Source organism: Pedobacter lusitanus, from assembly GCF_040026395.1.
In the GTDB taxonomy this organism is placed as follows: Bacteria; Bacteroidota; Bacteroidia; order Sphingobacteriales; family Sphingobacteriaceae; genus Pedobacter; species Pedobacter lusitanus.
On sequence record NZ_CP157278.1, the window covers coordinates 5,442,055 to 5,467,353 of the forward strand.

The 25,299-nt window shown below is 39.1% G+C and carries 21 protein-coding genes; 9 read left to right on the forward strand and 12 right to left on the reverse strand.

Annotated features, from left to right (window positions below):
• Positions 1–52 precede the first annotated feature (52 nt).
• Genes PL_RS23380 through PL_RS23390 form a run of 3 tightly spaced genes read left to right on the forward strand, consistent with a single transcriptional unit; the run spans position 53 to position 4,033 of the window.
• A complete protein-coding gene (locus PL_RS23380; RefSeq protein ID WP_041886890.1) occupies positions 53–1,378 on the forward strand; it encodes a TolC family protein in 1,326 nt (441 codons plus the stop codon).
• 1 nt (position 1,379) lies between these two features.
• Positions 1,380–2,438 carry an HlyD family secretion protein gene (locus PL_RS23385; RefSeq protein WP_041886887.1) on the forward strand — a complete coding sequence of 353 codons (1,059 nt, stop codon included), beginning with the start codon at positions 1,380–1,382 and terminating at the stop codon, positions 2,436–2,438.
• Positions 2,438–4,033, forward strand: coding sequence for an MFS transporter (locus PL_RS23390; protein WP_041886885.1), 1,596 nt, complete (start codon positions 2,438–2,440; stop codon positions 4,031–4,033). Before PL_RS23385 ends, PL_RS23390 begins: the two co-directional genes overlap by 1 nt.
• Positions 4,034–4,226: 193 nt before the next feature.
• Here PL_RS23390 and PL_RS23395 read toward each other — a convergent pair whose 3' ends face one another.
• Positions 4,227–4,385 (reverse strand): hypothetical protein, encoded by a 159-nt coding sequence (locus PL_RS23395; protein ID WP_160292166.1) that lies wholly within the window; start codon positions 4,383–4,385, stop codon positions 4,227–4,229.
• A gap of 168 nt (positions 4,386–4,553) precedes the next feature.
• Here PL_RS23395 and PL_RS23400 point away from each other — a divergent pair, with 168 nt between their 5' ends.
• The gene (locus PL_RS23400; RefSeq protein ID WP_041886923.1) at positions 4,554–4,733 is read left to right on the forward strand and encodes a hypothetical protein; all 180 of its coding nucleotides are present in this window, start codon (positions 4,554–4,556) and stop codon (positions 4,731–4,733) included.
• A gap of 90 nt (positions 4,734–4,823) precedes the next feature.
• Here the strand turns inward: PL_RS23400 and PL_RS23405 are convergent, their stop codons facing one another.
• From PL_RS23405 to PL_RS23440, 8 genes are all read right to left on the reverse strand, one after another.
• The gene (locus PL_RS23405) at positions 4,824–6,035 is read right to left on the reverse strand and encodes a cation:dicarboxylate symporter family transporter (protein ID WP_082036074.1); all 1,212 of its coding nucleotides are present in this window, start codon (positions 6,033–6,035) and stop codon (positions 4,824–4,826) included.
• A gap of 73 nt (positions 6,036–6,108) precedes the next feature.
• Entirely contained in the window at positions 6,109–7,422 is a 1,314-nt protein-coding gene (locus PL_RS23410; protein ID WP_152620399.1) for a hypothetical protein, read from the reverse strand.
• Between the two features lie 128 nt (positions 7,423–7,550).
• Entirely contained in the window at positions 7,551–10,334 is a 2,784-nt protein-coding gene (locus tag PL_RS23415) for a TonB-dependent receptor plug domain-containing protein (RefSeq protein WP_348620492.1), read from the reverse strand.
• Positions 10,306–11,319 (reverse strand): FecR family protein, encoded by a 1,014-nt coding sequence (locus PL_RS23420; protein ID WP_041886877.1) that lies wholly within the window; start codon positions 11,317–11,319, stop codon positions 10,306–10,308. The genes PL_RS23415 and PL_RS23420 overlap by 29 nt, the downstream gene beginning before the upstream one ends.
• Before the next feature lie 30 nt (positions 11,320–11,349).
• The gene (locus PL_RS23425; RefSeq protein ID WP_041886874.1) at positions 11,350–11,979 is read right to left on the reverse strand and encodes an RNA polymerase sigma factor; all 630 of its coding nucleotides are present in this window, start codon (positions 11,977–11,979) and stop codon (positions 11,350–11,352) included.
• A 601-nt stretch (positions 11,980–12,580) separates the two neighbouring features.
• Positions 12,581–13,033, reverse strand: a complete 453-nt coding sequence (locus PL_RS23430) for a DoxX family protein (protein WP_041886873.1) — start codon at positions 13,031–13,033, stop codon at positions 12,581–12,583.
• A gap of 114 nt (positions 13,034–13,147) precedes the next feature.
• A complete protein-coding gene (locus PL_RS23435) occupies positions 13,148–13,717 on the reverse strand; it encodes a TetR/AcrR family transcriptional regulator (protein WP_041886918.1) in 570 nt (189 codons plus the stop codon).
• A 422-nt stretch (positions 13,718–14,139) separates the two neighbouring features.
• Positions 14,140–16,275 (reverse strand): ATP-binding protein, encoded by a 2,136-nt coding sequence (locus PL_RS23440; RefSeq protein WP_348620495.1) that lies wholly within the window; start codon positions 16,273–16,275, stop codon positions 14,140–14,142.
• A 183-nt stretch (positions 16,276–16,458) separates the two neighbouring features.
• On the opposite strand from PL_RS23440, the gene PL_RS23445 reads away from it, so the two are divergent.
• The 3 genes from PL_RS23445 to PL_RS23455 all read left to right on the forward strand — a co-directional run bounded on the left by PL_RS23445 (position 16,459) and on the right by PL_RS23455 (position 20,304).
• Positions 16,459–17,355, forward strand: a complete 897-nt coding sequence (locus PL_RS23445; protein ID WP_041885674.1) for a LysR family transcriptional regulator — start codon at positions 16,459–16,461, stop codon at positions 17,353–17,355.
• Positions 17,356–17,427: 72 nt separating this feature from the next.
• A complete protein-coding gene (locus PL_RS23450; RefSeq protein ID WP_052496535.1) occupies positions 17,428–18,360 on the forward strand; it encodes a YeiH family protein in 933 nt (310 codons plus the stop codon).
• A gap of 345 nt (positions 18,361–18,705) precedes the next feature.
• Positions 18,706–20,304 carry a discoidin domain-containing protein gene (locus PL_RS23455; protein WP_041885610.1) on the forward strand — a complete coding sequence of 533 codons (1,599 nt, stop codon included), beginning with the start codon at positions 18,706–18,708 and terminating at the stop codon, positions 20,302–20,304.
• A gap of 69 nt (positions 20,305–20,373) precedes the next feature.
• On the opposite strand, the gene PL_RS23460 is transcribed toward PL_RS23455, so the two are convergent.
• A complete protein-coding gene (locus tag PL_RS23460; protein WP_052496536.1) occupies positions 20,374–21,549 on the reverse strand; it encodes a cupin domain-containing protein in 1,176 nt (391 codons plus the stop codon).
• A gap of 230 nt (positions 21,550–21,779) precedes the next feature.
• Here PL_RS23460 and PL_RS23465 point away from each other — a divergent pair, with 230 nt between their 5' ends.
• Complete coding sequence (locus PL_RS23465) at positions 21,780–22,433, forward strand: FadR/GntR family transcriptional regulator (RefSeq protein WP_052496537.1); 654 nt, start codon at positions 21,780–21,782, stop codon at positions 22,431–22,433.
• A gap of 99 nt (positions 22,434–22,532) precedes the next feature.
• Here PL_RS23465 and PL_RS23470 read toward each other — a convergent pair whose 3' ends face one another.
• Complete coding sequence (locus PL_RS23470; protein WP_041885614.1) at positions 22,533–23,318, reverse strand: heparin lyase I family protein; 786 nt, start codon at positions 23,316–23,318, stop codon at positions 22,533–22,535.
• A gap of 256 nt (positions 23,319–23,574) precedes the next feature.
• Here PL_RS23470 and PL_RS23475 point away from each other — a divergent pair, with 256 nt between their 5' ends.
• On the forward strand, positions 23,575–24,063 hold the full coding sequence (locus PL_RS23475) for a DUF6265 family protein (RefSeq protein ID WP_052496538.1): 489 nt from the start codon (positions 23,575–23,577) through the stop codon (positions 24,061–24,063).
• 13 nt (positions 24,064–24,076) lie between these two features.
• On the opposite strand, the gene PL_RS23480 is transcribed toward PL_RS23475, so the two are convergent.
• Positions 24,077–25,120 carry a PIN domain-containing protein gene (locus PL_RS23480; protein ID WP_041885615.1) on the reverse strand — a complete coding sequence of 348 codons (1,044 nt, stop codon included), beginning with the start codon at positions 25,118–25,120 and terminating at the stop codon, positions 24,077–24,079.
• Positions 25,121–25,299 lie beyond the last annotated feature (179 nt).

Below are 25,299 nucleotides of genomic sequence, written 5' to 3' on the forward strand. Positions count from 1 at the left end.
AGATAAAATTACAAGTATTTCATAGCGGTAATTTTGTATCATTCTTAAAGACATGTACTACAATAATAAAAAAATCGTTCTGCTGCTCTGCACAATTTTCCTGTTCAATAAGGCCGGTGCCCAGGAAAAAACACCGGTTTCAATGTCACTCAGTCAGATTTGGGAAAAAGTAGCAGCAAATAATAAAACTATACAAATGCAGGACCTTAAGGTCAAAGGAACTGTTGAAGGGATTAAAGATGCCAAAGCCGAGCGTCTGCCGGAAATTTCTGCCGAAGGCGAATACGCCAAAATCAGTAATATGCCGATTTACGAAAACGGACTCTTCCACACCCCGACCCAGTTTGAAGTTGTACATACCTCTTATAAATTTGGAGGCAGTGCCTATTTTAATCTGTATAACGGTAATAAAACCAATATTAAGATTGCTGAAGAAAAGAAAGAAAATGAAATTGCTATAGAACAGAGAAATCTTACTACTTCAGAAATGAAGTTAAGAGCTACAGCCTATTTTCTTGATCTTCAGCGCAGTAATATTTTCAGGAAATTGCTGTTAAAAGACATCAGTGATCAGGAGAAACAGCTCGAAGAAATCAAACAGCTGCTAAAAAACGGTGTTGTACTTAAGAGTGATGTCCTTAGGGTAACCCTGAAATTATCCAGACAGAAAATGGCTATGATCCAGTTAAATAATGATCTGGCCATTGCCAATCAGAAACTGAATATACTGACCGGATTGCCTGATGAAACTGTGATTCAGCCCGCAGATAACCCGCAGGATGAATTGCCGGTGTTAAAACCTTATACAGCCTATTTATCAGACGCGATGTCACATTCCTTTGCTTATAAGATCTCTGAAAAGGAAACTGAACTGCGTAAACTGGAACTGAAAAACGTGAAAGCAAATGTTTCATTTAAGCTGGGACTGTTTGCAAATTACGCCTATTCTTATCCTCAGATCTTTATTTATCCCTATTCAGTAGCCATGTACGGTCTTGGTATGACAGGGGTTAAAGCAAGTTTCCCGATTTCTGCATTTTATCATAATACGCATAAAACCAGGGCTGCAGAGTTAAAATATCAGCAGCAGGAAGTGGAACATTCAGATACCGAAGATAAAATCAGACAGGAAGTCAATGAGGCTTACCTGAGATACCAGGAATCGCTTACCCGCATAGAAGTAGCCAAAGAAAATATCAATCAGGCTACAGAAAATTTAAGAATCGTGAATAATACATATTTCAATCAGCTGGCACTGGTAACCGATTTACTGGATGCAGATACGCAATTACTTCAGACACGTTTCGACTATGCTGCGGCCAGAATCGCAGCACAATTACAATTTTATCAATTACAAAAGGCCATAGGTAACCTCTAGAATGAAAACAAAGAATAACTACACGAATACAGATCAGCTGATTACTAAAATAACGGCCTGGATTGCAGGGATCATTGCTGCCGGATTAGCCGTCTGGGGAATCATATCCCTGATTCAGCTTTATAATTATGAAGATACCAATGATGCACAGATAGAGGAATACATTAATCCGGTTACCTCCCGTGTAGGTGGTTTTATCAGGGAGATTAAATACGAAGAGAACCAGGAAGTTAAAAAAGGAGACACCCTGCTGGTTATTGATAATATTGAATATCAGTTGCAGCAGGAAGAAGCTGAGGCGGCCCTTTCCAATGCACAGGCACAGATTAATGTACTGGAAAGTAACGTTGTGACTACGGCTAAAGTTTCACAGGCAAGTCAGTCTCAGATTGCATCTGCAAAGGCGAAACTGATTAAACAACAGCAGGATTATGACAGATATTCTAAATTATTTAAAGTAGAATCAGCCACACAGCAACAGCTGGAAAATAGTAAAGCAGCGCTGGATGTGGCTACTTCAGAATATCAGGCTGCACAGGAAAACTATCAGGCATCCTTATCAAAAGTAAATGATATCAGATCTCAGAAAGGTGTTTATGAAGCTGAAATCAAACGTCGGAAAGCCTTATTAAACAGAGGTAAACTGGATGTGAGTTATACAATTATACGTGCACCTTATGACGGGAAAATGGGCAGAAGAACAATTCAGGAAGGACAACAGATCCAGACCGGACAAACCCTGGCCTATATTGTAGACCAGGAAGCCGGTAAATGGGTGATTGCTAATTTCAAAGAAACACAGATCGCCCAGATGAAAATCAATGGAACAGCAGAAATTACGGCAGATGCTTTTCCTGGCAAAACATTTAAAGGAGCGATAGTTTCTCTTTCTCCGGCAACAGGAGCAAGATTCTCTTTGCTGCCGCCGGATAATTCCACAGGTAATTTTGTAAAGATTGTTCAGCGTATACCTGTTAAAATTAAACTGACCGAAAGTAAAGAAGTGGTAGATCAACTGCGTGCAGGAATGAATGTCAATGTTAAAGTAAGGAAAGACTAATGAGTTTAGCTTTGCCTGTATTTAAATCATGGGTGCCGGTCTGGTTAATCAGGGTAACTCTTTTCCTGGTCATTTTTCCGGGCCTCTTATTGTTTGGGTTATCTACGGCCAGCGGGCCGGGTGCAGCCGGATATTACGGTATTGAGCCTGCAGACGTTCAGTATTCCATGGTTGTCTTTTATGCAGCTGTAGCCGGTTTCTTTGCGCTGGAAAGAAGGTTTTTTATCTTCATTGCCACCAGGGAATACTTCATCCTGAGTATTTTGATTCAGATGGCTACTGCTTACGTTTGTTTTCATACACAGAATTTATATATCCTGCTGTTTTTCAGATTTCTTCAGGGGATGTCTAATTGTATGACTACCAGTATCTGTATTACGCTCATTTTTGGCAGCCTGCATAGTGAAAGAGCCAGAGAAATTGGTTATTCCATATTTTACTGTCTTTTACTCTGTATTACGCCGATATCAACAATTATTACCGCGCCGATCTTAGATGCCTTTGATTATAATGTACTTTACAAGTTTATCATTTTTACCTATATCCCGGGGGGAGTGCTGCTTTTAGTGATTATGAATAATATAAGGCTGAACAGAAAGATGCCGCTTTATCAGCTCGATGTTTACAGTTTTATCATTTATTCTGCTGTGCTGTGTTTACTGGGATATACGCTGGTTTACGGACAGCAGTATTACTGGCTGCAGGATTCCAGAATTGTCTGGAGTTTATCGGCAACGATATTGCTAATCGGACTGCATGTGCTCAGACAGCTTCACCTGAAACGCCCATACCTGAATTTAGACGTATTTAAACACAGAAATTTCAACGTAGGGATGTTTATGATCTTTGTCCTTTATCTTATTCGCGGAGCTTTGGGAATCGTTTCAGTCTATTTTGCGGTGATTTTAGGTATGGACCCTATACATATAGGTTATATTATGGCGGCAAATATTGCTGGTATAGTAGTGAGTGTACTGATTTCTTCCCGTCTGATTCTGATGAAAAGACCCATCCGTCTGGTCTGGTTATATGGTTTTGTTTTGTTACTGATCTTTCATGTCTGGATGTGGTTTCTTTTTACCACACAGGCTGATCCTTCAACCTACGTGATCCCTTTAATTATTCAAGGGATGGGAGCGGGGATGCTAATGACGCCTATTATTGTTTTTGCGATCTCTTCTGTACCTGAGCATCTGGGAAGTTCAGCATCGGCTACGGGTGTATTCTTTCGTTTTACCGGATTTTGTACCAGTATAGCACTGGTTAACTATTTCCAGCTGCAGCAAAAAAATAACCATATCAATCGTTTCCAGGAACAGCTGAGCGGATTGAATACTGTGGTCTCTGAGCGTTTAACACAATATACGCGCACACTAACCGGTAAAGGCATGGCTCCGGATCTTGCCGCGAAGGCAGCAAGAGGTCTGCTGAACAGAACTGTAGATAACCAGGCACAGCTGAGAGCTATGATGGACTATTATCTGCTGATTAGTATTGTACTGATCGTTGTACTTTTAGTCATTGCTTTATTTCCTAAACTAAACCGTACCAAAATTGATCTGAAGTCTAATCAGCCATCTCCGGCAGTATATTAAGGCGGGCTGATCCTGATCTCTGGTTTACCAGAGATCAGGGGCTTATAATCTTCTCTTTTTCGTCTTCATCCTCATCCCGCTGGCTTCCTCCAGGGTCTGTTTTCTTGTTTTTATCATACAATGAGTCTTTGTTTTTTGTCATTGTATTGTCAGAATGCTTGTTTTTGGCCCCCTCTAGCTCATCTTTTAATCCTTACTGCTGATTTAAATTTTCGATGGCCGGGAGTTCAGATCCTTCCTGGTGTTCGGTAGCACTATGATATGCCTGAAGGCTGTTTTTTTGCGGGTTATTTGTTTTAACTATCTGTAAATCAGTTAATTTATGTTTTTGGTGTTTAGGTTCTTTTTTCATGGCTCCTGTAGCTTTTAAATTGCAGGATCTTTAACAATACCCCATAGAAATGGTTTTAAATAAAGATATGGACATATTAAAACCCAATTATCGTTCGTTATTGATTTGGAAGAAAACAAACAATTATTAACTTTAAACCCAGAAATCAAATTTAATAAACATAATATCATGGAAAAATTCGCAAAATTAAAAGAGTTAATCGCCGGAGTTGAGGCAGATGCAGACAAGTTTTATAACGCTGGTAACGGTGCTGCTGGTACCAGAGTTCGTAAAGCAATGCAAGATTTAAAAACACTTGCTCAGGAGATTCGCACTGAAGTAACTGAAAAGAAAAACAGCGATAAATAATTATATATAGTCTTTGCGTAAGCAGACTTTATAAAAGAAGCCGGTGCATTTAATATGTACCGGCTTCTTCTTTGAATAAGGCAGGTAGTCTTATTTTTTCAGCGTAAGTACATTGTCCTCGCCGGGATGAAATTCATTCTCAGTTTTAGCAATCACAATTGTTGCCACCCCGTTTCCGATAATATTGGTAATCGCACGGGCTTCACTCATAAACTTGTCTACTCCTAACAGGAATGCCAGCCCTTCTACGGGGATTTTATGAATCGCGGTAAGGGTAGAAGCCAATACAATAAAGCCGCTGCCTGTAACCCCGGCTGCCCCTTTGGAAGTCAGCATTAAAATTCCGATAATACTTAACATTTCCGGAAATGTTAAATGAACATTATACAATTGAGCTAAAAAGATAATAGCCATTGATAAATAGATAGATGTTCCATCCAGATTGAAAGAATATCCCGTAGGGATAACCAGACCGACAACAGATTTACTGCAACCCAGCTGCTCCAGTTTTTTCATAATAGAAGGCAGGGCCGATTCGGATGATGAGGTACCCAAAACAAGAAGCAGTTCTTCTTTGATATATTTAAGAAAGCTAACAATGCTTAAATTAAAATATCGCATGATAGAGCCGAGAATTACAAATACAAACAGCGCCATAGTCAGATAGACCGTACCCATCAGTTTACCCAGCGGAATCAGCGTTTGCAGACCGAATTTACCGATAGTATAAGCCATACCACCAAAAGCGCCAAGCGGAGCCAGGTACATGACGTATTTCAAACCTGTGAAAACGATCTTTGAGGCTTTACCCAAAACACCAATAACTGCTTGTCTTCTGGAATAAAAATTAAGTGCAATACCAACGATGATCGCTACAACCAGTACCTGTAAGGTCAGATTGGACAGGAAAAACTTTCCCCAGTCAAAACCAGCACCTGATTCAGCTGCTTTGGTATATTTTGAAGGGTCCTGTATATTCAGACCAGTGCGGTCTATATGTCCGGGTCTGATAATATAGGCTACAAAAATACCGATGGCCAGCGCAAAGGTAGTGACCACCTCAAAATAGAGCAGTGATTTGACACCAATACGTCCAACTTTTTTCAGATCACCCATGCCACTGATACCTAATACAATGGTCAGGAAGATAATCGGAGCGATAAAAAGTTTGATAATATCCACAAAGGTCTTACCAACTATTTCCATTTTTACTGCCAGTGCCGGATTTAAAGTTCCCAGTACTATGCCGGCTATAATTGCAATTAAAACCCAGAAAGTGAGATTAGTAAATAATCTTTTCATCAAACTTCTGTTTTGCGTTTTAACTGATGTGTTTAAAGAGATTTCCATATTGAAGGTTTAAAAATAATATTTATTAATCAATTGAGATGTGATACATCAGCACATACATCATTTTTCTGCTGACAGCTGTAATGTTCCCATCTGGCTGTGCCATAAAGATGGGTCTGCTTTGGGCGTTAAAGACAAATTTTGAAGCATGCCCTTTGAGCAGCAGACTGACCCCGGCATCGTAGGTGATCATCGGATCGGCCAGCCTGTCAAATTTTGAATATTGTATACCTATAGCAGGCAGTAACTGGGCACCCTTTGTTTGCTGATTAAAATAAGGTAACAGAAAACCAGTCTGCATACTCAGACTGTTTCCGGTTCCGATCACAGGGTATCCGTTTCCAGATCCATTAAATGAGGCTTTGGCAGGATCTACACCATTGGCAGGATTACCTATGGCCAGTATCCGGGTATAACGCGGACCAAAATCATGATGATGATAAACCCCATAAAAAGTAAAAGCAGTCCCTTTTTCTTTATTCAGTGGGGTATCGTAAAAAATATCAGCGGCAAATTGTTTAAGATTATCTGTAACTGTGTCTTTAGCAGCGGTTTTATGCCAGAGCGCATCCTTCTGGATTTCAAAACCTGCACCGATATTCAGGACCTTCTTTTTACCCAGATAAGCGCCCTGCGATTGGGCCATAACATTACTCTCTTTATCAAAGAACTGCCATTTGATATAACCTGACCAGTTGGGTTTGATGACTCTCGTATTAAAAACAGCAATATTTTCCAGTGGTGCTGTTCCTCCTGTATTATAAGGAGTGGCATAGGCGAAGCGGTAATCCAGTTTTCCTACAGCGCCTTTGACAAACAGTCCGAGTTTGCGCTGGGTAATATCTGTCTTGTTAATGTCTCCCAGATTGATTAAAGGCGTTTCATAAAGCAGCGTTTTAGTATAACCGGTTGCATAACGTGACAGACCTGTCCAGGATGAACGTCCGCCACCAACAGAAATATAACTGTTGATTTTATAATCGGCATAGCCATCCAGGAAATCCACATAAGTATCCGTTTTTGTCAGGTTATTGACGTTGGTTGGTCCCAGTTGAAGTACCAGCATCAGGTTATCTACCGGCATTGCAGTAACTTTTAATCTTACCCTGCGCAAAGAAACATCCGTAACGGAGTTCACCTGCGAATCGTTGATCTTACTGCCCGGATTTAATTGTGTATTTCTTAACCAGATCTGCATATACCCGCCAAATTTGATGTAACGGGTTTTTTCTTTGTTCAGGAAAATGTTGAGCGGATCGGGAGCAGGAGGCTGGTTCTGTGCCAGGACAATGGAAGGCAGCAAAGACATTAAGCCTAGCAGGTAATAATAAAATCTCATATAGTATATTTGGTTTGTAATTAGCTAAGAGGGAACAGCTAATTTTTTTACCCCAGGTTTTGAAAAAAAAAACAAAAATCAGCACAGCCAAACAGCAGCTGCCGGTAATTTTACAGGAACAAGGCTTGCTAAAATTTTAGACGCAGGCTGGTATAATAAGACATCCCGTTGAATCCGAACTGGTTAGCTGTCCGGCTATAAGGAATCTGACCGCCAAAAGATAAATTGGTGTTTAGGGCATTGATCTCCTTAATCTCATCAGGATAAATGTTAAAGAGATTATTGCAGCCGGCAGTAAAGCTCAGTTTTTTGTTCAGCTGCCACGAACACTGCAAATCCGTAACTACTTTATCCCCAAAAGTCTGATCAAAGACCGGATCATTTTCCCATGCAGCTACCTGTCCGAACCAGGTATTGCGCAGCAGGAAATTGAAAGCATTTAGCTGATATATACAGGAAATGATCATTTTATTGTTGGGCTGGGCTTTTTCAATAATACCAATATCTATACGCGGAAGTAAACTGCTGCCAGGGATATTTCCACCACCGGAAAGTGGCAGATTCGCTATTCTCATCTTCACCCTGGTCTGACTGAAAGAAGCAGTTCCGTTAATTGTCAGTGACTGTTGGCTGCCCGTAACGGTCGTGTAATTGGCTGTGAGTTCAAGTCCTTTGGTATAAGTATTTAAGGCATTAATGAAAAACTGCATATCTGTAACGCCAGCACTGGCCAGTACAGGTTTCAAAGCGGTAACAGAGCTGTCCAGTCTTCCGGAAACAACAATCCGGTTACGGATAGGGATATAGTAGAAGTCTGCAGAAAAAGATAACCATGAATTCACGCTCCCGGCAATCCCGGCGCTCAGATTAAAAGAAGTTTCTGGTTTAAGTTTAGGTACCCCAAGTTGCTGTAATACAGGGCTGTCATTACGGAAATGCTGTACCAGATAAACACCAGACTGGCCGTTTTTCTGGAAGAACTGGAATTGCTGCTGTTCATAATAAACCTGTTGTAAGGATGGAGCTCTGAAATTCCGGCTTATGGAGCTTCTGACAGAGAGCTGATCGCTTAATTTATGTCTGACAGCAATTTTTCCCGACAGGTTTGCACCAAAATCGCTGTAACGCTCATATCTTGCAGCGGCAGAAAGCAGTGTACTGGTCAGTATATCAATATTTGCTTCGGCATATACTCCCAGGTTAGCCCGGTATTTGGTTAACCTCTCTTCGGGCTGAAAGCCAGGTCTTCCGTTAGTTCCTGGTAATTTGAGCAGGGCAGGAGGAGTTCCTGCCGGGTTGGCATCCAGATAAGAAAACTCATCTCCGGCAATAATCCGGTAATTTTCCAGACGGGATTCTGCCCCTGCAGCGAAATTTATTCCAGGTGCCAGTTTCTTTGAAAAATCAAGATTCAAAATCCCTTGTTGTAAAATTGTACCACCGGCTTTAAAGGCTAAAGGAGAAGATGCACTCATAGAAGCATTAACGGTATTGACAGCTTCACTCTTTAGCTGATTAAAACCGTAAACAGCACTGAAATCCATGTTCCATTGCGTTGGGCTGGTTTTTTTTATACCCGCAGCTAAGGATATATTTGATAAAACTGCCGGAAATTCGGGTAAATAACCCTCCGGAAAAAGTACGGATGAGGCAGGATAGAAGTTTGGAAAGCGATAAAATCCGAAGGTTATTGCTCTTCTTCTGGAATAACCCCCAAATGAATAAAACTTCCAGTTGGGATTTACCGGCGTTTCCATATTAAACCAAAGTGCTATATTTTTGACTTCTGCATCACCATAGCGGGCCTGGTTACGGTTGAATCTCTTTTCGCTGACCAGTAAATCATCTCTGCGTTTATTCTCACTGACTTTATCGGCCGGTGCCGGAAAATCAACAGAGCTCAGTGCCGAGGTATCACTAACTGCCCTGTAAACTAATCCGTTATAAGTTCTTGCGCGGTTAGTAGTCTGCTCGTACTGATAATTCATCGAGACATCTATAAATCCCTTGCCCGTAGCCAGTGGAAAACCATAACCTAAACTATGCTGCGTATAAGTTCCATCTCCTTTGGAGGTCTGGCCAAGCTGAGTGGTATAAAAACCTCCCTTGTCTTTTTTTAATACAATATTAATAATACCTGCGATAGCGTCCGATCCGTATTGTGCTGCTGCGCCATCCCTTAAAATTTCTATTCTTTCAATCATGGCCGATGGAATGGCACTTAAGTCTGTTCCTGCGGTACCTTTGCCAATCGTATTGTTCAGATTCAGTACAGCAATATTATGTCTCCTTTTACCATTAATCAGTACCAGAAGCTGATCAGGGCCAAGCCCGCGCAGAGTTGACTGCTCGGCATAAGAAGCTACATTGTTAATGCCATATTTGGAAGAATTGAAAGAGGAAGAACTGTAATGCAGCATCTGAGCCAGTTCCAGCTGACCGGTCTGTGCAATGGTATGCTGATTGAAAATATCTACAGGTAAAGCAGTTTGCAGTTTAGTGCGTGGCATACTGGCATGAGAACCTAAAATTGCCACCTCTTCCAGGCTCAGTGTTACAGGTTTTAGCTCCTTTTTTTTCTGGATGACCCCGGCTTTGATGATATACTGGCTGCCGGAAATCTGTTTGAAAGACAGATTTAACGGAGTTAATAAACGGGTTAGAGTCAGATCCAGGTCGGCCTGTTGAGGACGCTTATACCCGGTTAGCTTTACTTCACTGATTAAACCGGATTCATAAACAAAACTAACCTTATACCTGCCGGAAAGAAAATCAAGTTCACTGCCCAGCGTCTGATTAGTATTTACAACCTGGTGCTGTCCAAACGTATCTTCACTGAAAATATGAAGGAGTGTAAACAGGATAATTCCTGCCAGGTACAGATTAATTCCCGATATAAACTTCCTTGCCATTCTCTTTTACTGTAGTATTCAGCAAGGCTGCCAGCGTCTGAATTAAAACAGCTTCATTTTTAAGTTCCAGCGTACCGGAAATTTCTTTATCAGTGATTGATTTGTCCCTGATCATGTATTTTTTGCCGTAATATGCTGATAGTTTATTGCATACTACTGATAGTGAGGTGTTTTTGAATACATATCTTCCGTCTGTCCACGATGTCAGTCTTTCCAGATGATCAGCCTTTTTTCTGTAAACAGTTTCTCCTTTTTTACAAATGGCATATTCGCCCGGAGACAGGGTTAGTGATTGATTTTTTAGTCTTAATGCTACTTTTCCGCTTATCAGGGTAACCTGTGTACTGTCCGTATGGCTGTCTACATTAAACACGGTGCCTAAAACATTCACATCTGTGAGATTGGCATGTACCGTAAAGGGAACCGGCGATTGATTTTTCTCTTCAATATGTCTGATCTGAAAATGAGCTTCACCGCTTAACCAGACCTCTCTGTTTTGCTTATCCCATTTTTCCGGATACTTTACCGAGCTGTTTGCATTGAGGATTACCGTCGAACTATCAGGTAATAAAAGCGTTTTTGTCTGACCGTAAGGAGCTGAAATGGTCAGTAAAATATTATTTTCGGGCTTCTTTGTGACATAAAATAGCAGCCCCGCACCAATAACCAGGCCTGTAATAATAGCTGCTATCCTGAAAAAAGAGAGTCTTTTTTTAATAACCGGCTGATAGGCTGTTTGCTGCGTGGCAATTGTGTTTTCTATTCTGTTTTTAAGACTCTCGTAAAACTGTTCCTTTAAAGGATCTTTCCCTAAAGAAAGCAGCTCAATGATTTCTTTTGCTTCATTGACTTTTTCCAGGCAAGATGGATGGTCATGAATCCATTTTTCCCAGAATAAAACTGCCTGCACATCAGATGCTTTAACGTAGCAGGTAAAGCTCTCGTCATTAACAAAATCAGCCGTGGTATATTCCTGGTATGACATTTTTATCGTTTATAATTTATAAGAGGCTTTTCATGAAGTAATTACCCCATATACCCAAAGTAAAAATAAAATTAGCAGATGTTTTTGCCGCAATCCGTCTATCGCTCTGCCCATCAGTTTATAACAACCTTTGATACTGATATTTAATAATGAAGCGATCTCTTTAAAACTCATTCCCTGATAATAACGCAAATGTATCAGTTCTTTTTGTTTAGGGGAAAGGGTTTCCAGCATAGCCAGCACTTTCACCGCTGTAGATTTATAGCTTTCTTTTGATATGAATTCAGTTTCAACGGAATTATAAAAAGAGAAATCATTTAATATCTCCTCCTCATTGTCTGCAAAATCAGTATGTACATTTTTTTGCTGTGTTTTTAGTTTATGAATAATAGTTGTTCTTACCGATTTGATCAGATAACTTTTCAGGGAATACCGGATCTCAAATTTGGCCCTGTTTGTCCAGATCCATACAAAAACATCATGAAGACTGTCTTCTATAATTTGTACGTCATCTGTTAAACGCAGACCATAACCTGTAAGTGTTTTGATAAACCTGTTATAAAGTTCATCAAAAGCGTGTTTGTTATGTTGTTTAATCTGATTAACCAATTCGGTATCATCAAGCAGGGATATGGCATTATTCCTGGTATTTGCCTGCATAAAAATTATATAAAGAATTGGTTCGTTATTGTCTGTAAAAATAAGGTTAAAATAGGTTATTCAGGTTGTTTTTAAAGTTTGTTAAGTTTCATGTTCAGTTGATTTGCAGGTTAAGTTGTTTGTAGTAAATATGTTATGATATGTTTTTATTGTAAATTTATTTTTAACTTAAAAGTATTGAATATATTTATTTAATGTCTGATAATAAGTTAATTACAAAACGGGTGATTTAAGTATTAATACAGTTCCGGATGTGCTGGCCGATTTAAATAAAACGTTTTAATAAAGTTGTGATGCCGGTTTTGAATGGAAAGATAAACAAAAACTATAAATCTGAACCTAAGCGCTGACAACGCAGCTGGTTCCGGCGCTCCGGAAGGGGCCTTAAAGCTGATCGATAATAAAGTTAACATGATTTTTTTGTTGCCGGTTATTCTGCGGGCTTCAGGGTATGACTGATTTACGTTTTTTTAACCATGCGGCCTGTAAATATTACCGTCTTTTTAGCACCGCCAACAATGGCAGTCCTGATCTGCAGTTAAACGAATGGGCAATAAACCGGTAAATTAAATAAAGCGTACTGTTTAACAGTACGCTTTATTTATGGTTTTGGACGGTGTGTCCTCATATAATTATCTACAGAATAAGGGCCGGAACCGACTACCCAGAACAGCACAAGCAGCAGTAATACGATAATCGATAACCACAATTCTGAATTTAAAAAAGAGAATCCTTTAGAAATATTGACAAAGAAAATAGCCCCTAAGAGTATGGGAATCTGGATCACAGCAGCAAAACGGGTAACCAGACCAATCAGGATCAGCAAGCCACCAACCAAGTGGGCAAAGGCTACCGTATGTAATACAACAAAAGCCATTAATCCTGAAAATCCGAGTGTGTTATTTTGTATAATCCATTCCTGCTGGACCCCGGTATCACTGATAAATGCAATACCTTTACCTAAAATCAATAAGCCGAGTCCAATCCGGACTACGTCGAGCCATTTGGTATGATGGACATCACCCCAATGCTCAATTTTTTGAACCATGTTCATATAACCTCCTTTTTAAGATAGACTGATTTGGTTATATTAAGTTAAGGATAAAAAATATTTAAACCGCAAATAATTGTATACTAATTATTTGCGGTTTAAAATTCAGGATGTTAATCAGTTGTTTCCGGGATCAATTCCAATTCCCTTACTGAAAGAGTACCAGGCGAAATTTTTAATGTCATTTCTGGCTACTGATCCTGTAGTCGAAGACAGGATTGTGGTCGTGATGATACCGTTTAAAAATAGGCTGATCCACGGAAGTGTGAGATTTGAACTGATTACTTTCTGTTGCTGAAGCTCCAGAATGATGGACATAGTCTGACTAAAAATGTCATCGTACGCATCGTAACCCTCGTCTTTCTTTTGAGACAGATCATCCTGCTGCTGATACAATTTTTGCAGAAAGGAGTATTTTGATCCGCAGTCTATACCTGCGTATAAAACCTGTTCTAACTGCATCAGCGGATCTTCCGAGCTGTTGATTGCTTTCGCAATACTGGTTCCGCAGTTTTCCTGCATTTCGAGCTGGCAGGCTTTAAGCAAATCGCTTCTGTCTGTAAAATATCTGTGAAGTGTTCTCCTGGTAACTTCAGACCGCTCTGCCACTTTTTCAAGTGTGCTGGAATAGTCATCATTGAAGATTTCTATTGCGGTGTCAATGATTTTTTGTTTTGTGTTTTTCATAATAGGTAGCGTAATTATAGGAATAATTGCCCAACCCTGAGACATTCTGCAACGAGAAATTTGAAAAATTCGACTATTGTTAGTTTTGTGTTTTTTGTATCTGTTTGATTATGAGTTTGTTGTTTGGATATTGGGCTGCGCTACCCGGATGCCCCGCTGATAATGCAAAACAGTGTAAGTGTTCGGGGTTGGTATAGGGTTGGTATACCCCGGGGGTATACCAACCCTATACCAACCCCGAACCTCGGGTGACCTGTCACAACTCTCCATGATACGTGTCGGTGCTGAGCAATTTTAAGCTCAGTTTCTTCCGGATCAGCAGTCGGGTAATCACGACCTGAAACTTATACCGGCTGATTGCCGGTATAAGTTTCAGGAACCCTGGTTCCATTGAAAAAAGGTTAAAGAAGATGAAAAAAGAGTTAAGGAAGATAATCGAGGATTTTTTCCAGCAGTTCTTTCTCTTTATAGGGTTTCACCAGGTAGTCATTCAGACCAGAAGAAATATAATTCTGATGAGACTCCGGAGATATCTGGCCGGTTATAGCTATAATCGGTGTTCCGCATTTTTTGCTATCCTGATGTGCCCTGATTTTTTTGGTCAGTTCAACTCCGTCCATTCCTGGCATTTCAATGTCAGTCAGGACCATATCGTAATGTTTTTGATCAAATGCCTTTAAAGCATCTTCGCCATTGGTGGCCGTATCAAAACTAATATCAAGCTTATTGAATATCATTTTAATCACCAGAAGATTCATATTTGCATCATCTACGACCAGTAAATGGATATTTTTGAAACGATCGGCCTGTGAAACCAGACTTTCTGTTTCTGTTAAATCTTCCTGTGTCTGTTCTGTAATAGGGTAAGGTAATTCCAGATAAAACGTAGATCCTTTGCCCAGGGTACTGTTTACTGTAATTTTACCATGATGAAGATCTACCAGTTTTTTACAGATAGGTAAGCCCAGGCCGGAGCCTTTTTGCCAGTCCATGCGTTTGTTGTTCATGACCTGCGAAAATTCATCAAAAATAAACGGCAGTTCTTTTTCTGAAATTCCAATTCCGGTATCGCTAACCTCTATATATAGCTGGATATGACCGGCTTCGGTCTTTTTTGTATTTACTTTTACCAACACTTCGCCCTTGTCGGTGAATTTAATGGCATTGGCAATCAGGTTGACCAGGATCTGTTTCAGACGATAAGGATCTCCGGTTACCAGTAAATCAGGTGCGTCTTTTTGATTCAGAATCAATTTCAGACCCTTCTGATTTGCCAGTACAGCGGTAGCAGCAACGATTTCATGCAGAATAGTCTTATAATGAAAAGGGGTTTTCGAAAGCGATAGTTTTCCGGTTTCCAGACGTGAAAAGTCGAGGATTTCGTTTACCGCAGACAATAACATAGAAGAAGAGGTTTCCAGTAAATTGGCCATAGCTTCCTGTTCTGTGTTTAACGGGGTTGCTTTAAGCTGTTCCGTTGCGCCCAGAATTGCATTCAGGGGCGTACGCATTTCGTGACTTATACTGGTGAAAAATCTGGATTTAACAATTACCTGTTCTGAAGCCAGTTTGCTGGCCTGTACAATTTTATTGTAAGCAATATATAACGAAATCAGCAGGGAGACAATGATTACAATAGCGAATACATTAATCAGGAAGTTGATTTTTACAGAAGTACCGAGAACTTCTAAAGAGTGCTGGGCCTGACTTCTGAATGAAGCTCTTCTATTTTCCTGCAGCTGACGTTCCCTGTCACTGAACTCACTGAACATGACTTTGATATTAGCCAGAATCCGTTCATTCAACTTTAAAATAGAACGCTCATTCTCAGCTAGCAGCTTATGGTTTCCTCTCTGATTTTCAAAAATATTTTTGTAGAATTTTTCGATTTCGTCTATCTGTTTTTTACTGTAAACATTATCGTTTTCAGTAGCTTCGACAGTGACAGTTTCTATCTTACTTGTTTTAGCTGTATCTTTTTTATCTCCTTTATTGAGGATCGCGCTTTTTAAACGTTGAAAGAATTTTGTCTTTTTAACTTCGGGCACCGGGGCGATAACCTCAGTTCTGATAGTCTTTTTAACTACTGGTCTGGGAGATCTTTTAAATACAATCGCCGGAATCGGATTTCTTGAAGTATCTGTTTTTAAGTTGACAGACATCAGGGAATCCGTCATCTTTTTAATGCTGGCGTAAAGCAGAATCTGTTTGTTTCTTTTAGCCAGATCATTTGATATGTCTGTAGAAACATCTTTCATTTCATCTTTGGAAAAGCTCTCCAGCAGGGCAGAAACACGTTGTATTCCTTTACTATACTTTATGAAATATTGTTTATCCCAAAGGGAGGTGTACATTCTAAAGTTGTTTTCGGCTTCCTGAAGTCCCATGTTAATGGTGTCCAGTTTATAGATCTGCTCATTATTAACATCTCTCAGCAGACTGGTAGCCTGAAGTGTTTTTTGTCCGGTATAATGTATATAAGAGGTTCTTAGCAGCAGCACAATAAAGAATGCAATGATTACCAGAATGATTATAAAGGAGACTTGCTTATTCTTCATTTCGTTTTTTAGTTCTTTCTCTCGCTTATCCGCTTTGCAGGTTAATGATGTTTGCAGAAATAGCTTATTAATTTGTAAATGTAGCGGAAAATTTTGTTAGATAAATATATTGTCCGCCAGCATTATAATTTGGATGGCCTGGTTATTTCGTTTATTGCTGTTTTATTAAGACCTTGGCAGTCTATGTCAGACTTTCGTTTAGAGGTTTTTTATACCGTTGCCAGAAGGCTCAGTTTTACCAAAGCTGCGGCCGCATTATTTATTACGCAGCCTGCTGTTACCAAACATATCAATGAACTGGAACAGCAATATGATAATAAATTGTTTGAGCGTAAAGGCAATAAAATACAACTGACCGCTGCAGGAGAACTGTTACTAAGCCATACAGAAGCCTTGTTTGATGTTTACAGGAATATTGATTTTGATATGAACGCGCTGGTTCATAAAAAAGAGGGGATTTTGTATCTCGGTGCCAGTACCACAGTTTCTCAATATATTATAGCACCAATACTTGCCGGATTCAGGAAGAAGTTTAAAGCTATAGAGATCAGACTGATCAATGGCAATACTGAACAGATAGAAAGAGCTTTACTGGAAAAGGAAATTCAGCTGGGGATCATAGAAGGAAGATCTAAACATCAGGAAATCAGTTATACCGAGTTTATCAGGGATGAAATCGTACTGGTTTGTGGCAAAGATCATCCGCTGGCCAGAAAATCTGAACTGAGTAAAGAATCAATTCTGGAAAGTTCTTTTGTAATGCGGGAGCAGGGATCAGGAACGCTTGAAGTCATTGATTATGCTTTAAAAGAGATAGGGATGAGGGTTGCTGATCTTAAGGTGGAAATTCAGCTGGGCAGTACCGAAAGTATCAAATCATATCTGATGCACTCTCATTGTCTGGCTTTTATTTCTGTTCATGCCTTAACAGATGAGCTGCAGCGTGGAACATTAAGGATCATTGACGTAGCCGGATTAAACATAGAACGCTATTTTTATTTCATTCAGCTTCATGGTAAACCGGATGGTTTGTCAGAAGTTTTTCTTCGCCATGCACAATTGGCTCATAACCTGAAGTAATGGGGGATTAGTTTTATCAATTTGACCTGTCTGGCTATTTGGGACATCTTTGCTGCACAAAACACAAAGATTATGCAAATGAGTCTAACCACCCGTAAAATTATATTTATTCTTGCAGCATTATGCTGTCTGCTACCATTCATGTCTCCACCGCTGGCTTTACTGCTGGGGCTGATCGTTGCCCAGATTATGGAACATCCATTTCTGCACCTGAATCATCGGGCTACTAACTGGCTGTTGAAATTAGCGGTAGTCGGACTGGGTTTTGGGATGAATCTTTCATCTGCGCTGGCAGCAGGCAGGGAAGGCTTTTTATTCACGGTAGCTTCTATATTTGGTGTGCTTATACTGGGTTTTATTCTGGGTAAACTATTTAAAACAGAACGTAAAACCTCCTTCCTGATTTCTTCAGGCACAGCAATATGCGGAGGAAGTGCTATTGCTGCGCTATCTCCGGTCATGAAAGCCGGGGAAAAGGAGATCTCAGCTGCGCTTGGAATTGTATTTATACTGAATTCTGCAGCCTTATTTATATTTCCCGGTATTGGCCATATGCTGAATTTAACACAGAACCAGTTTGGAATATGGTGTGCAATAGCTATTCATGATACCAGTTCTGTAGTAGGAGCAGCCAGTAAATACGGGGAACAGGCGTTACAAATCGCTACGACGGTTAAACTGGCGCGTGCATTATGGATTATTCCTGTAGCGCTTGGTACTGCTTTTCTTTTTAAAACTGATCAGAAAAAGATTAAAATCCCTTACTTTATCGGCTTGTTTATTCTGGCAATGCTGGCAAATACCTATCTGCCGGGTGTGAAAACTTTGGCACCTTATCTGGTTTCTCTGGCTAAGGTGGGATTGACTTTAACACTGTTTCTGATCGGGAGCGGGTTATCATTTCAGGTTATCGGCGCTGTTGGGATCAAACCTTTTGCTCAGGGAGTTTTATTATGGGTAGCTATTTCTGTAGCTTCTTTATGGGCAATTATGGTACTGGTCTGAACAGGAATTCCAATCAACAGCCATGCGGCATAAAATTTTGCGCAAACGTTTGATATGGTCATTTGAGCTGTAGTTATCTTTTATCAAATGATAACAGCCCGGATGATCATTAGTTTTCAGGCTGGTTTTGATGGTTTCCGTTTTGAAATTTCTATTAATACCGTGGATTATATTGTTTATTAGGACGTTTTGATGGAAAAAGAGGAGGAAATGCAACAATGTTTTTTCCGTAGAACAAACGTTTGTGTATCATTTATGATGCATGTTTTTTATAGTTATCTATAGATTACAGTTAACTAAAGTGTTGTGCTTTAGTAAGCTATCATACACCTAACCATTTTACTTATGAAAACAAAACTATTACTATTAATTCCGGTACTAATCAGCTTTATGGCTTGTAAGAAAGTCACGGACACCGCAGGACCAGGTGGTGGCAGTGCGAAAGCCGACTCAGTAACTACTGCTGATGGATATAGCAGCGATCATATCCATAACCTTAATCTTGTCTATTTTATACCGAATGATCTGGATACTTTACCGGGTTATCAGAAACGTTTAAGTGATCTGATGCTTTGGGGACAAAAATTCTATAAAGATGAAATGACCCGCAACGGTTATGCAGATAAAACTTTTGGCTTATTTACAAGCCTGACAAAAGGGGTGAAAATTATTGTAATCAGAGGTACTAAACCAAAAAGCGGTTATCCGTATTCTGGTGGAAGTGGTGCGGTTTCACAAGAGATCAATGCATATTTTACCGCACATCCGACAGAAAATACAAGTGCACATACTCTGGTTATTATACCACGTTATGAATTTAAAGCGGATGGAACACCAAGTGGCGGACCATTTTATGGAACAGGAAAATGGTGTTATGCACTGGATTATGAAGGGCTGGATATTAAAAACCTGGGAAAAACTGATGCTGACGGCAAACGTTTCAGCGTTTGGTTTGGTGGAATGATGCATGAATTAGGACATGGTCTTAATTTGCCGCATAACTGCCAGAAAGTATCAGAAAATGCAACGCTGGGTATGGCGCTGATGTGGGCTGGTAATGGTACACTGGGAATCTCTAAAACTTTTTTAACAGCTACAGATGCTGCTATTTTAAATGTAAACCAGATCTTTAATAAAGATGATAAGCCCCGTTATGGAGCTGTTAAAGCATCAATTAGTAAGATTCATGCGAAATACGACGCTGGCAAAGCTGCAATTGTGGTTTCAGGCAGATTTACTTCTGATGTAAAGGTTAACAGTGTGGTTTATTATAATGACCCGAATGTCAACAATGAAGGTACAGGCGTCAATAAAGATTATAATGCAACTACCTGGGAATCCAAGGCGATCGGACTGGATAGTTTTTATGTTGAAATGCCGATTTCCGAGCTTAAATATAAAGACGGTAATCCTTATGAGCTGAAAGTAAAACTGGTTCATGATAATGGAAATGTCACTGAAACAATTTATAACTATGAATTTGTAAATAATATTCCGGTATTGAATTTCAGCAGCAGAGATGAATTCAGTAAAACAGGATGGAGTGTAATCAATGTAAGCTCGCAGGAGACTTCACAGGAGGATGGTAAATCTGCCAACCTGATTGATGGAGTAATCAATACTTACTGGCATTCACAATATTCTGGTACAACAGCTGCTTATCCGCACTCTTTTACTATTGATATGGCGGCTGCTAAACAGGTAACGGGTATTAGTATTACACAGAGAAATGGTTTACAAAGAGCTGTGAAAGATCTTGAGATCTTATATAGCACTGATGGATCTTCGTTTGTTTCTGCGGGATCTTATGTGCTGGCTAATGTTAATGGTGCGCAGTATATTAATCTGCCATCACCGCAAAACTTCCGTTATTATAAAATAATTGCCAAATCTTCTTATGATGGACAGCCATTTGCTGCCCTATCAGAAGTTGGGGCTTATTGATAGTTTGGTTTATTGATTCGAGCCCCTGGTCTGCCTGCATGCAGATCGGGGGCTTTTTTATGAGGTTGATTAAAAGATTCCTTTTTTATGATTTGCCAGTACAGCTGTTTGTGCCGGGGTAATGCCGAAGTGATCCTCTACCAGTTGTGCCGGGTTAGATGCCAGCCAGTCATTGAGTGATATATCCTGATATTCGTCAGAGTTGAAAACAATAATCAATTTGAGGGTTTCAGTACCGGTGTTTTCTATATAGTGGCCAAAACCTTGTTTGATAAACGAAACCATACCCTTTTTGTAGGGCATTGTTTTTACCCGTCCATGTGAACCAAAAATACTCAGATTTCCCTGTCCGCTCATAACATATTGCCATTCGTCAGCATTGGGGTGCCAATGCAATTCACGGATTGCTCCCGGTTCAATGTCCATCCTTAAAGCAGTTAATGTCTTTTGAATAGGGAATTCCTGAACAGATACTTTTCTGGTAGAACCGCCATGGTATTTTTGATAAACACCATCGGTCTCCATGCGGAATTTATGGGCAGCGTAACTCGGTGGTATATTTGGATCTATGTTTTGTGGTTTTGTGGCTGTGGCTATTTTACCTGTACCAATATAAAGCTCTTTATGAGGGGAAGATGCAAATGCACTTGCCGGTAATCCGGAATTGCGTGCCAGTATCTCAGGAGAGAGATGATTTATCCAGTCTGTTGAACTGAACGTTCCAAATTCAGAAAAGTGACCATTGTCAAAGACCAATAAGAACAGGCATGATTTATTACCTATACACTGCAGGCAATGTCCGTGGCCTTTTGGGAAATACCAGATATCACCTTTTTCGAAATCATCTGTTGCTGTAGTTCCATCCGGAGCAACAACGGTTGTACGTACACTTCCTTCCAAAACATAGGCCCATTCTGCTGCGATAGAGTGCCAGTGTAATTCACGGAAACTGCCTGGATTTAACCGCATAATTACTCCTGCAATACTTTGGGATACCGGAAATTCTTCGACGGTGGCTTCCTTAGCTGTACCACCAGGGCCAACCCAACCTTTACTGCCGTTTTCAATGTCGTATACGAAATCTTCCAATTCTGCTTGTGGGCCTTCATAGCCATTTTTTACTGTTGATTTTACTGCTGCCTCAGCCTTTTTGGGAATTAATAAATCTAAGCTTGTTGCTGCTGTTACCAAACCGAAAGTTGATAAAGATGCTGTGGAAATGAATCCGCGTCTTGTAGTTGTCATATCTTTTTAGATTAATATAAGGCAAATATAGAATGCATATTTGAAAATTCATAATAAAACATCATATGTTTGATTTAACATCATATGTTTGTGGTCAATGATCATTTTGCAGTGGTAAACTTGAATTAATGGCTATATCTTGTTGCAGACAAACTAAAAACTATTAATATTTAGGTCTGTTTTTATGATGTTTAAAATAAACATCGTATGTTTGTTGCAAAGCAATTATTTTGAGCAACTCCATCAAACTTTACGAAAAGGTCATCAATCTGATTAAGGAAGATATCTCTCAGGGAAAATATAAAGCAGGGGAGAAGATTCCATCTGAACCTGAGCTGATGAAATTATACAGTGTTGGCCGGTCAAGTATCAGGGAAGCCATTAAAACGCTTGCAATTTCAGGAATTTTGAAAGTACAGCAGGGATCTGGTACTTTTGTCAATAATAGTTTTCAGGAGGTCAGTATTGAACAGCGGTTAAGACGGGCCGATTTTGATGATGTCAACGCAGTCAGAAGATTACTGGAAAAGGAGCTTGTAAAGCTCGCTACGCAAAATCGTACAGATGAACAGCTTTTAGAGATTGAACAATGCCTGGAGAATCGTAAAACAGCTATTCAGGCCGAAGATGCCCAGTCTTGTGCTGATGCAGATATTGCTTTTCATACGGCTATTGCCAGGGCTTCTGCCAATCCGGTATTATCCGATTTATATTATAGTTTTACGCTGATCATGCGTAATTTCTTTAGTGCCAGAGAGAAACAGGGAATCAGCCGTTTTGCTATGAATCATCATTTGCATGAGCAATTATTTAAAGCCATTAAAAGTAAAAAACTAAGCCAGTCACAGGCTGTGTTGCAAAAGATTCTGGATAATAACTATTAAGGCTTTTTTAACGTGTGGTATCAGATCAAAAAAAAAGCCTGCTAATTATTAGCAGGCCGGGTTAAACTGGTAGTTTTATTTTCCTGATGAATACAGTTATTACTGAGCTGCGTCAGCATAGGTTGAGGCAATGCGTATTTTCTTTACCACGTGAGTTACCTTTGAAGAGTCGCCACCATATACACCCCATTTCGGATCGCAGTAGTCGCTATCCAATGTTCTGCATTTTAGTCTTTTACTGCCATTGGTAAAGGTTTGCTGAACTCCATTATACCAGAATTCTATAAAACCAACTGTGTCATCTTCTGATACTTTCATGCGGACAACAAATTGTTGCCAGGTACCGGAAGTTAGCGCAATTGACCATGGAACTGTAGCGGTATGATTTTCATCAAAATGCTGTAATTCTAATCTGCCATTATTTGTGCGCAGCATCAGCGGGTGATTCGCTTTTGCTTTAGAAGTAGGATAGGCTTTCCACTGAAATACAGCTTCAGTTTTTAAAGTGAGCGGAATGTATAATTTGCTGGTCCATCCGATATAAATATCTGATCCTTCAACAGCCTGGAAATTCTTTGCCCCATGCCCTTCTGCACGATGGCTTCCAATTGGTTTATTGAAACTCCAGCATAGTGTTCCTGTTTCGTCATTGACTGTCGTAACAGTTCCGGTTTGTTCCACATTGATGTCTTTCCAGACATTGCTGCTGCCATTGGAGGCATCTCCGTTAAATAATAAGGCTAAGGTGTTTACGGCATTGGTCTGAGTACCTGAAGTTTTTAAATCATTCTGTAAAAGCGGACTTTCGGCCTGTTTTTTACAATTTGTCAGTAAAAAAAGGCTGCTTAGGGCCAGCGTGATTCCTGCAATTTTTGTGTTTTTCATAGTTTATGTTTTGATAGGTTAGATTTTTGATAAATGTTGTTATTGTTTAATTTAATAAACTTTTAATAAATGTAATGAAAAACATATTTATTGTAGAAAAATAAAATACGTGTTATTTGTTCTTGTTTTAATGTAAAATTGAATTATTGGTTTTTAATGCATGATAAAGCCGAATTAGAGATTAAGAGATTTTGATTCAGGAATATTTCAGATATGATTTTGCTTAAATAGCTGTTATCTTTAATAAAAAAGGACAATGAAGAACCTAAGACTATTTTCTACGGCTCTGATTTTTATAATCAGTACCAGTGTTTACGGACAAGCACAGAACGGGGGCAACAAACAGACGGGAGCAAAACCTACGCTGAAAAAACTGGAATGGCTGATCGGGAAATGGAAGCGTACTAATGTTAAACCTGGCCAGACAGCTACAGAAAGCTGGGTGAAAGAGTCTGCTTCCCGGTTTAAAGGGCAGGGGGTAGTGATTAAAGGAAATGACACGACTTTTGTTGAAAAGCTCAGCTTGCTCGTGAAAGATGATCAGATTTTTTATGTCGCCGATGTCAAAGAAAATAAAGGTCTTGTTTATTTTAAGCTGAGCTCAATTACTTCAACTGGTTTTGTCTGCGAGAATGCGGAACATGATTTCCCTAAAAAAATTGTATATCAGGTATCCGGCAAAGATCTGAAAGCAACTATTTCAGGAAATGGTAAAAGCATTGATTATTCTTTTGTGAAATTATAATTGGTTATGAAGATTAATTAATTATTTGTAGACTACTCAATTCTTGCTTAAATGTTTTTCTGTTCTTTACAGTGATTATGATATGCAATGCAACGTATAAATATTCAATCGTAATTATTTGATCTTTGTTTTGGCTATAGCAATTAAAATGCTCTATGGTTTTACAAGAATCCTCGGGGATATATTTAAATTCAATTTTTAATTCTGCTTTAATAATGGCATTGACAATAATGCTATTGTCGATCATTTCATATATGAAAAAATCATCATCATAGGGTTGAATTAATAATGGTTTGAAGATTAATTGTTTGTTCTTTGTTTTTTGTGTGAAATAAGAATAAACAGTTTTTTTATTACTGTTATTCAGGGAATCAAATACATCTGTTTTTAAGACTTCGAAATCTAGATTTTCTGCAAGCCAATCTTCATTTATAAAACTAATTTCAGTTGCGTGTGCAGCAATAAATTCTTCGACAGATTGAAAATAATTTATTCTGATTTGTAATAAATCACATTCGGCTATTAGAGATCTCTCTAATGTTTTCTTATCTGATCCAGCAAAATCACTATGGTTTTTACTAATTAAAGTAACTTGTTTTTGATGAGTATTTTCACAGTATTGTTTAATAGTTAGCCAAATTAATGTATCTCTAGCTTCGTATTTTTCTCCTGCCGGCTTCTGTCTCTTGATACACCTTTTAATAATCTCAGGAAGAAAATCATTATTAATGGGAATGACTTTTTCCTTTTTAATATTAAGACGCCGCTTGATATAAAGCTCATATTTTTCAACCTCTAAATTAATATCAATCGTAGGTGGTGAATTATGTATTGTTTTATCTATTAATGCTAAATTTAATTCATTTATGTTAGTACGAATTTTAGATTGTCGTTGTTGAAGTGCTCTTAAATACAGCTCTTTAGTTTCATCAAGTACTATTTGTGGGAGGACTATTGAGGAATTTGTTTTGATTAAATAATCATTCAGAAGATCAAAATATTTCGATCTAAGTAGAATATCATCTCTATATATATTAGAATCAAGTATCACATCCATTAACCATAAACAATGTGATTGAAGTTATGTTGATGTTTTTTGCAAAATTTCCAGAGGCAAAATTATACTTGTGTCGAATTGAAAATAATCATCAGAACAATATGAACTCTTTAAGCAAAAAAACACCTTGATAAAATGAATTAATCCAAGGTGTTTCTTTTTTGTGATTAGGTCTTGAT

Excerpts from the sequence above, each read along its gene's own strand:
- PL_RS23380 (WP_041886890.1), top strand. The coding sequence starts at position 53 with ATGTACTACAATAATAAAAAAATCGTTCTGCTGCTCTGCACAATTTTC.
- PL_RS23385 (WP_041886887.1), top strand. The coding sequence starts at position 1,380 with ATGAAAACAAAGAATAACTACACGAATACAGATCAGCTGATTACTAAA.
- PL_RS23390 (WP_041886885.1), top strand. The coding sequence starts at position 2,438 with ATGAGTTTAGCTTTGCCTGTATTTAAATCATGGGTGCCGGTCTGGTTA.
- PL_RS23395 (WP_160292166.1), bottom strand. The coding sequence starts at position 4,385 with ATGAAAAAAGAACCTAAACACCAAAAACATAAATTAACTGATTTACAG.
- PL_RS23400 (WP_041886923.1), top strand. The coding sequence starts at position 4,554 with ATGGAAAAATTCGCAAAATTAAAAGAGTTAATCGCCGGAGTTGAGGCA.
- PL_RS23405 (WP_082036074.1), bottom strand. The coding sequence starts at position 6,035 with ATGAAAAGATTATTTACTAATCTCACTTTCTGGGTTTTAATTGCAATT.
- PL_RS23410 (WP_152620399.1), bottom strand. The coding sequence starts at position 7,422 with ATGAGATTTTATTATTACCTGCTAGGCTTAATGTCTTTGCTGCCTTCC.
- PL_RS23415 (WP_348620492.1), bottom strand. The coding sequence starts at position 10,334 with ATGGCAAGGAAGTTTATATCGGGAATTAATCTGTACCTGGCAGGAATT.
- PL_RS23420 (WP_041886877.1), bottom strand. The coding sequence starts at position 11,319 with ATGTCATACCAGGAATATACCACGGCTGATTTTGTTAATGACGAGAGC.
- PL_RS23425 (WP_041886874.1), bottom strand. The coding sequence starts at position 11,979 with ATGCAGGCAAATACCAGGAATAATGCCATATCCCTGCTTGATGATACC.
- PL_RS23430 (WP_041886873.1), bottom strand. The coding sequence starts at position 13,033 with ATGAACATGGTTCAAAAAATTGAGCATTGGGGTGATGTCCATCATACC.
- PL_RS23435 (WP_041886918.1), bottom strand. The coding sequence starts at position 13,717 with ATGAAAAACACAAAACAAAAAATCATTGACACCGCAATAGAAATCTTC.
- PL_RS23440 (WP_348620495.1), bottom strand. The coding sequence starts at position 16,275 with ATGAAGAATAAGCAAGTCTCCTTTATAATCATTCTGGTAATCATTGCA.
- PL_RS23445 (WP_041885674.1), top strand. The coding sequence starts at position 16,459 with ATGTCAGACTTTCGTTTAGAGGTTTTTTATACCGTTGCCAGAAGGCTC.
- PL_RS23450 (WP_052496535.1), top strand. The coding sequence starts at position 17,428 with ATGCAAATGAGTCTAACCACCCGTAAAATTATATTTATTCTTGCAGCA.
- PL_RS23455 (WP_041885610.1), top strand. The coding sequence starts at position 18,706 with ATGAAAACAAAACTATTACTATTAATTCCGGTACTAATCAGCTTTATG.
- PL_RS23460 (WP_052496536.1), bottom strand. The coding sequence starts at position 21,549 with ATGACAACTACAAGACGCGGATTCATTTCCACAGCATCTTTATCAACT.
- PL_RS23470 (WP_041885614.1), bottom strand. The coding sequence starts at position 23,318 with ATGAAAAACACAAAAATTGCAGGAATCACGCTGGCCCTAAGCAGCCTT.
- PL_RS23475 (WP_052496538.1), top strand. The coding sequence starts at position 23,575 with ATGAAGAACCTAAGACTATTTTCTACGGCTCTGATTTTTATAATCAGT.
- PL_RS23480 (WP_041885615.1), bottom strand. The coding sequence starts at position 25,120 with ATGGATGTGATACTTGATTCTAATATATATAGAGATGATATTCTACTT.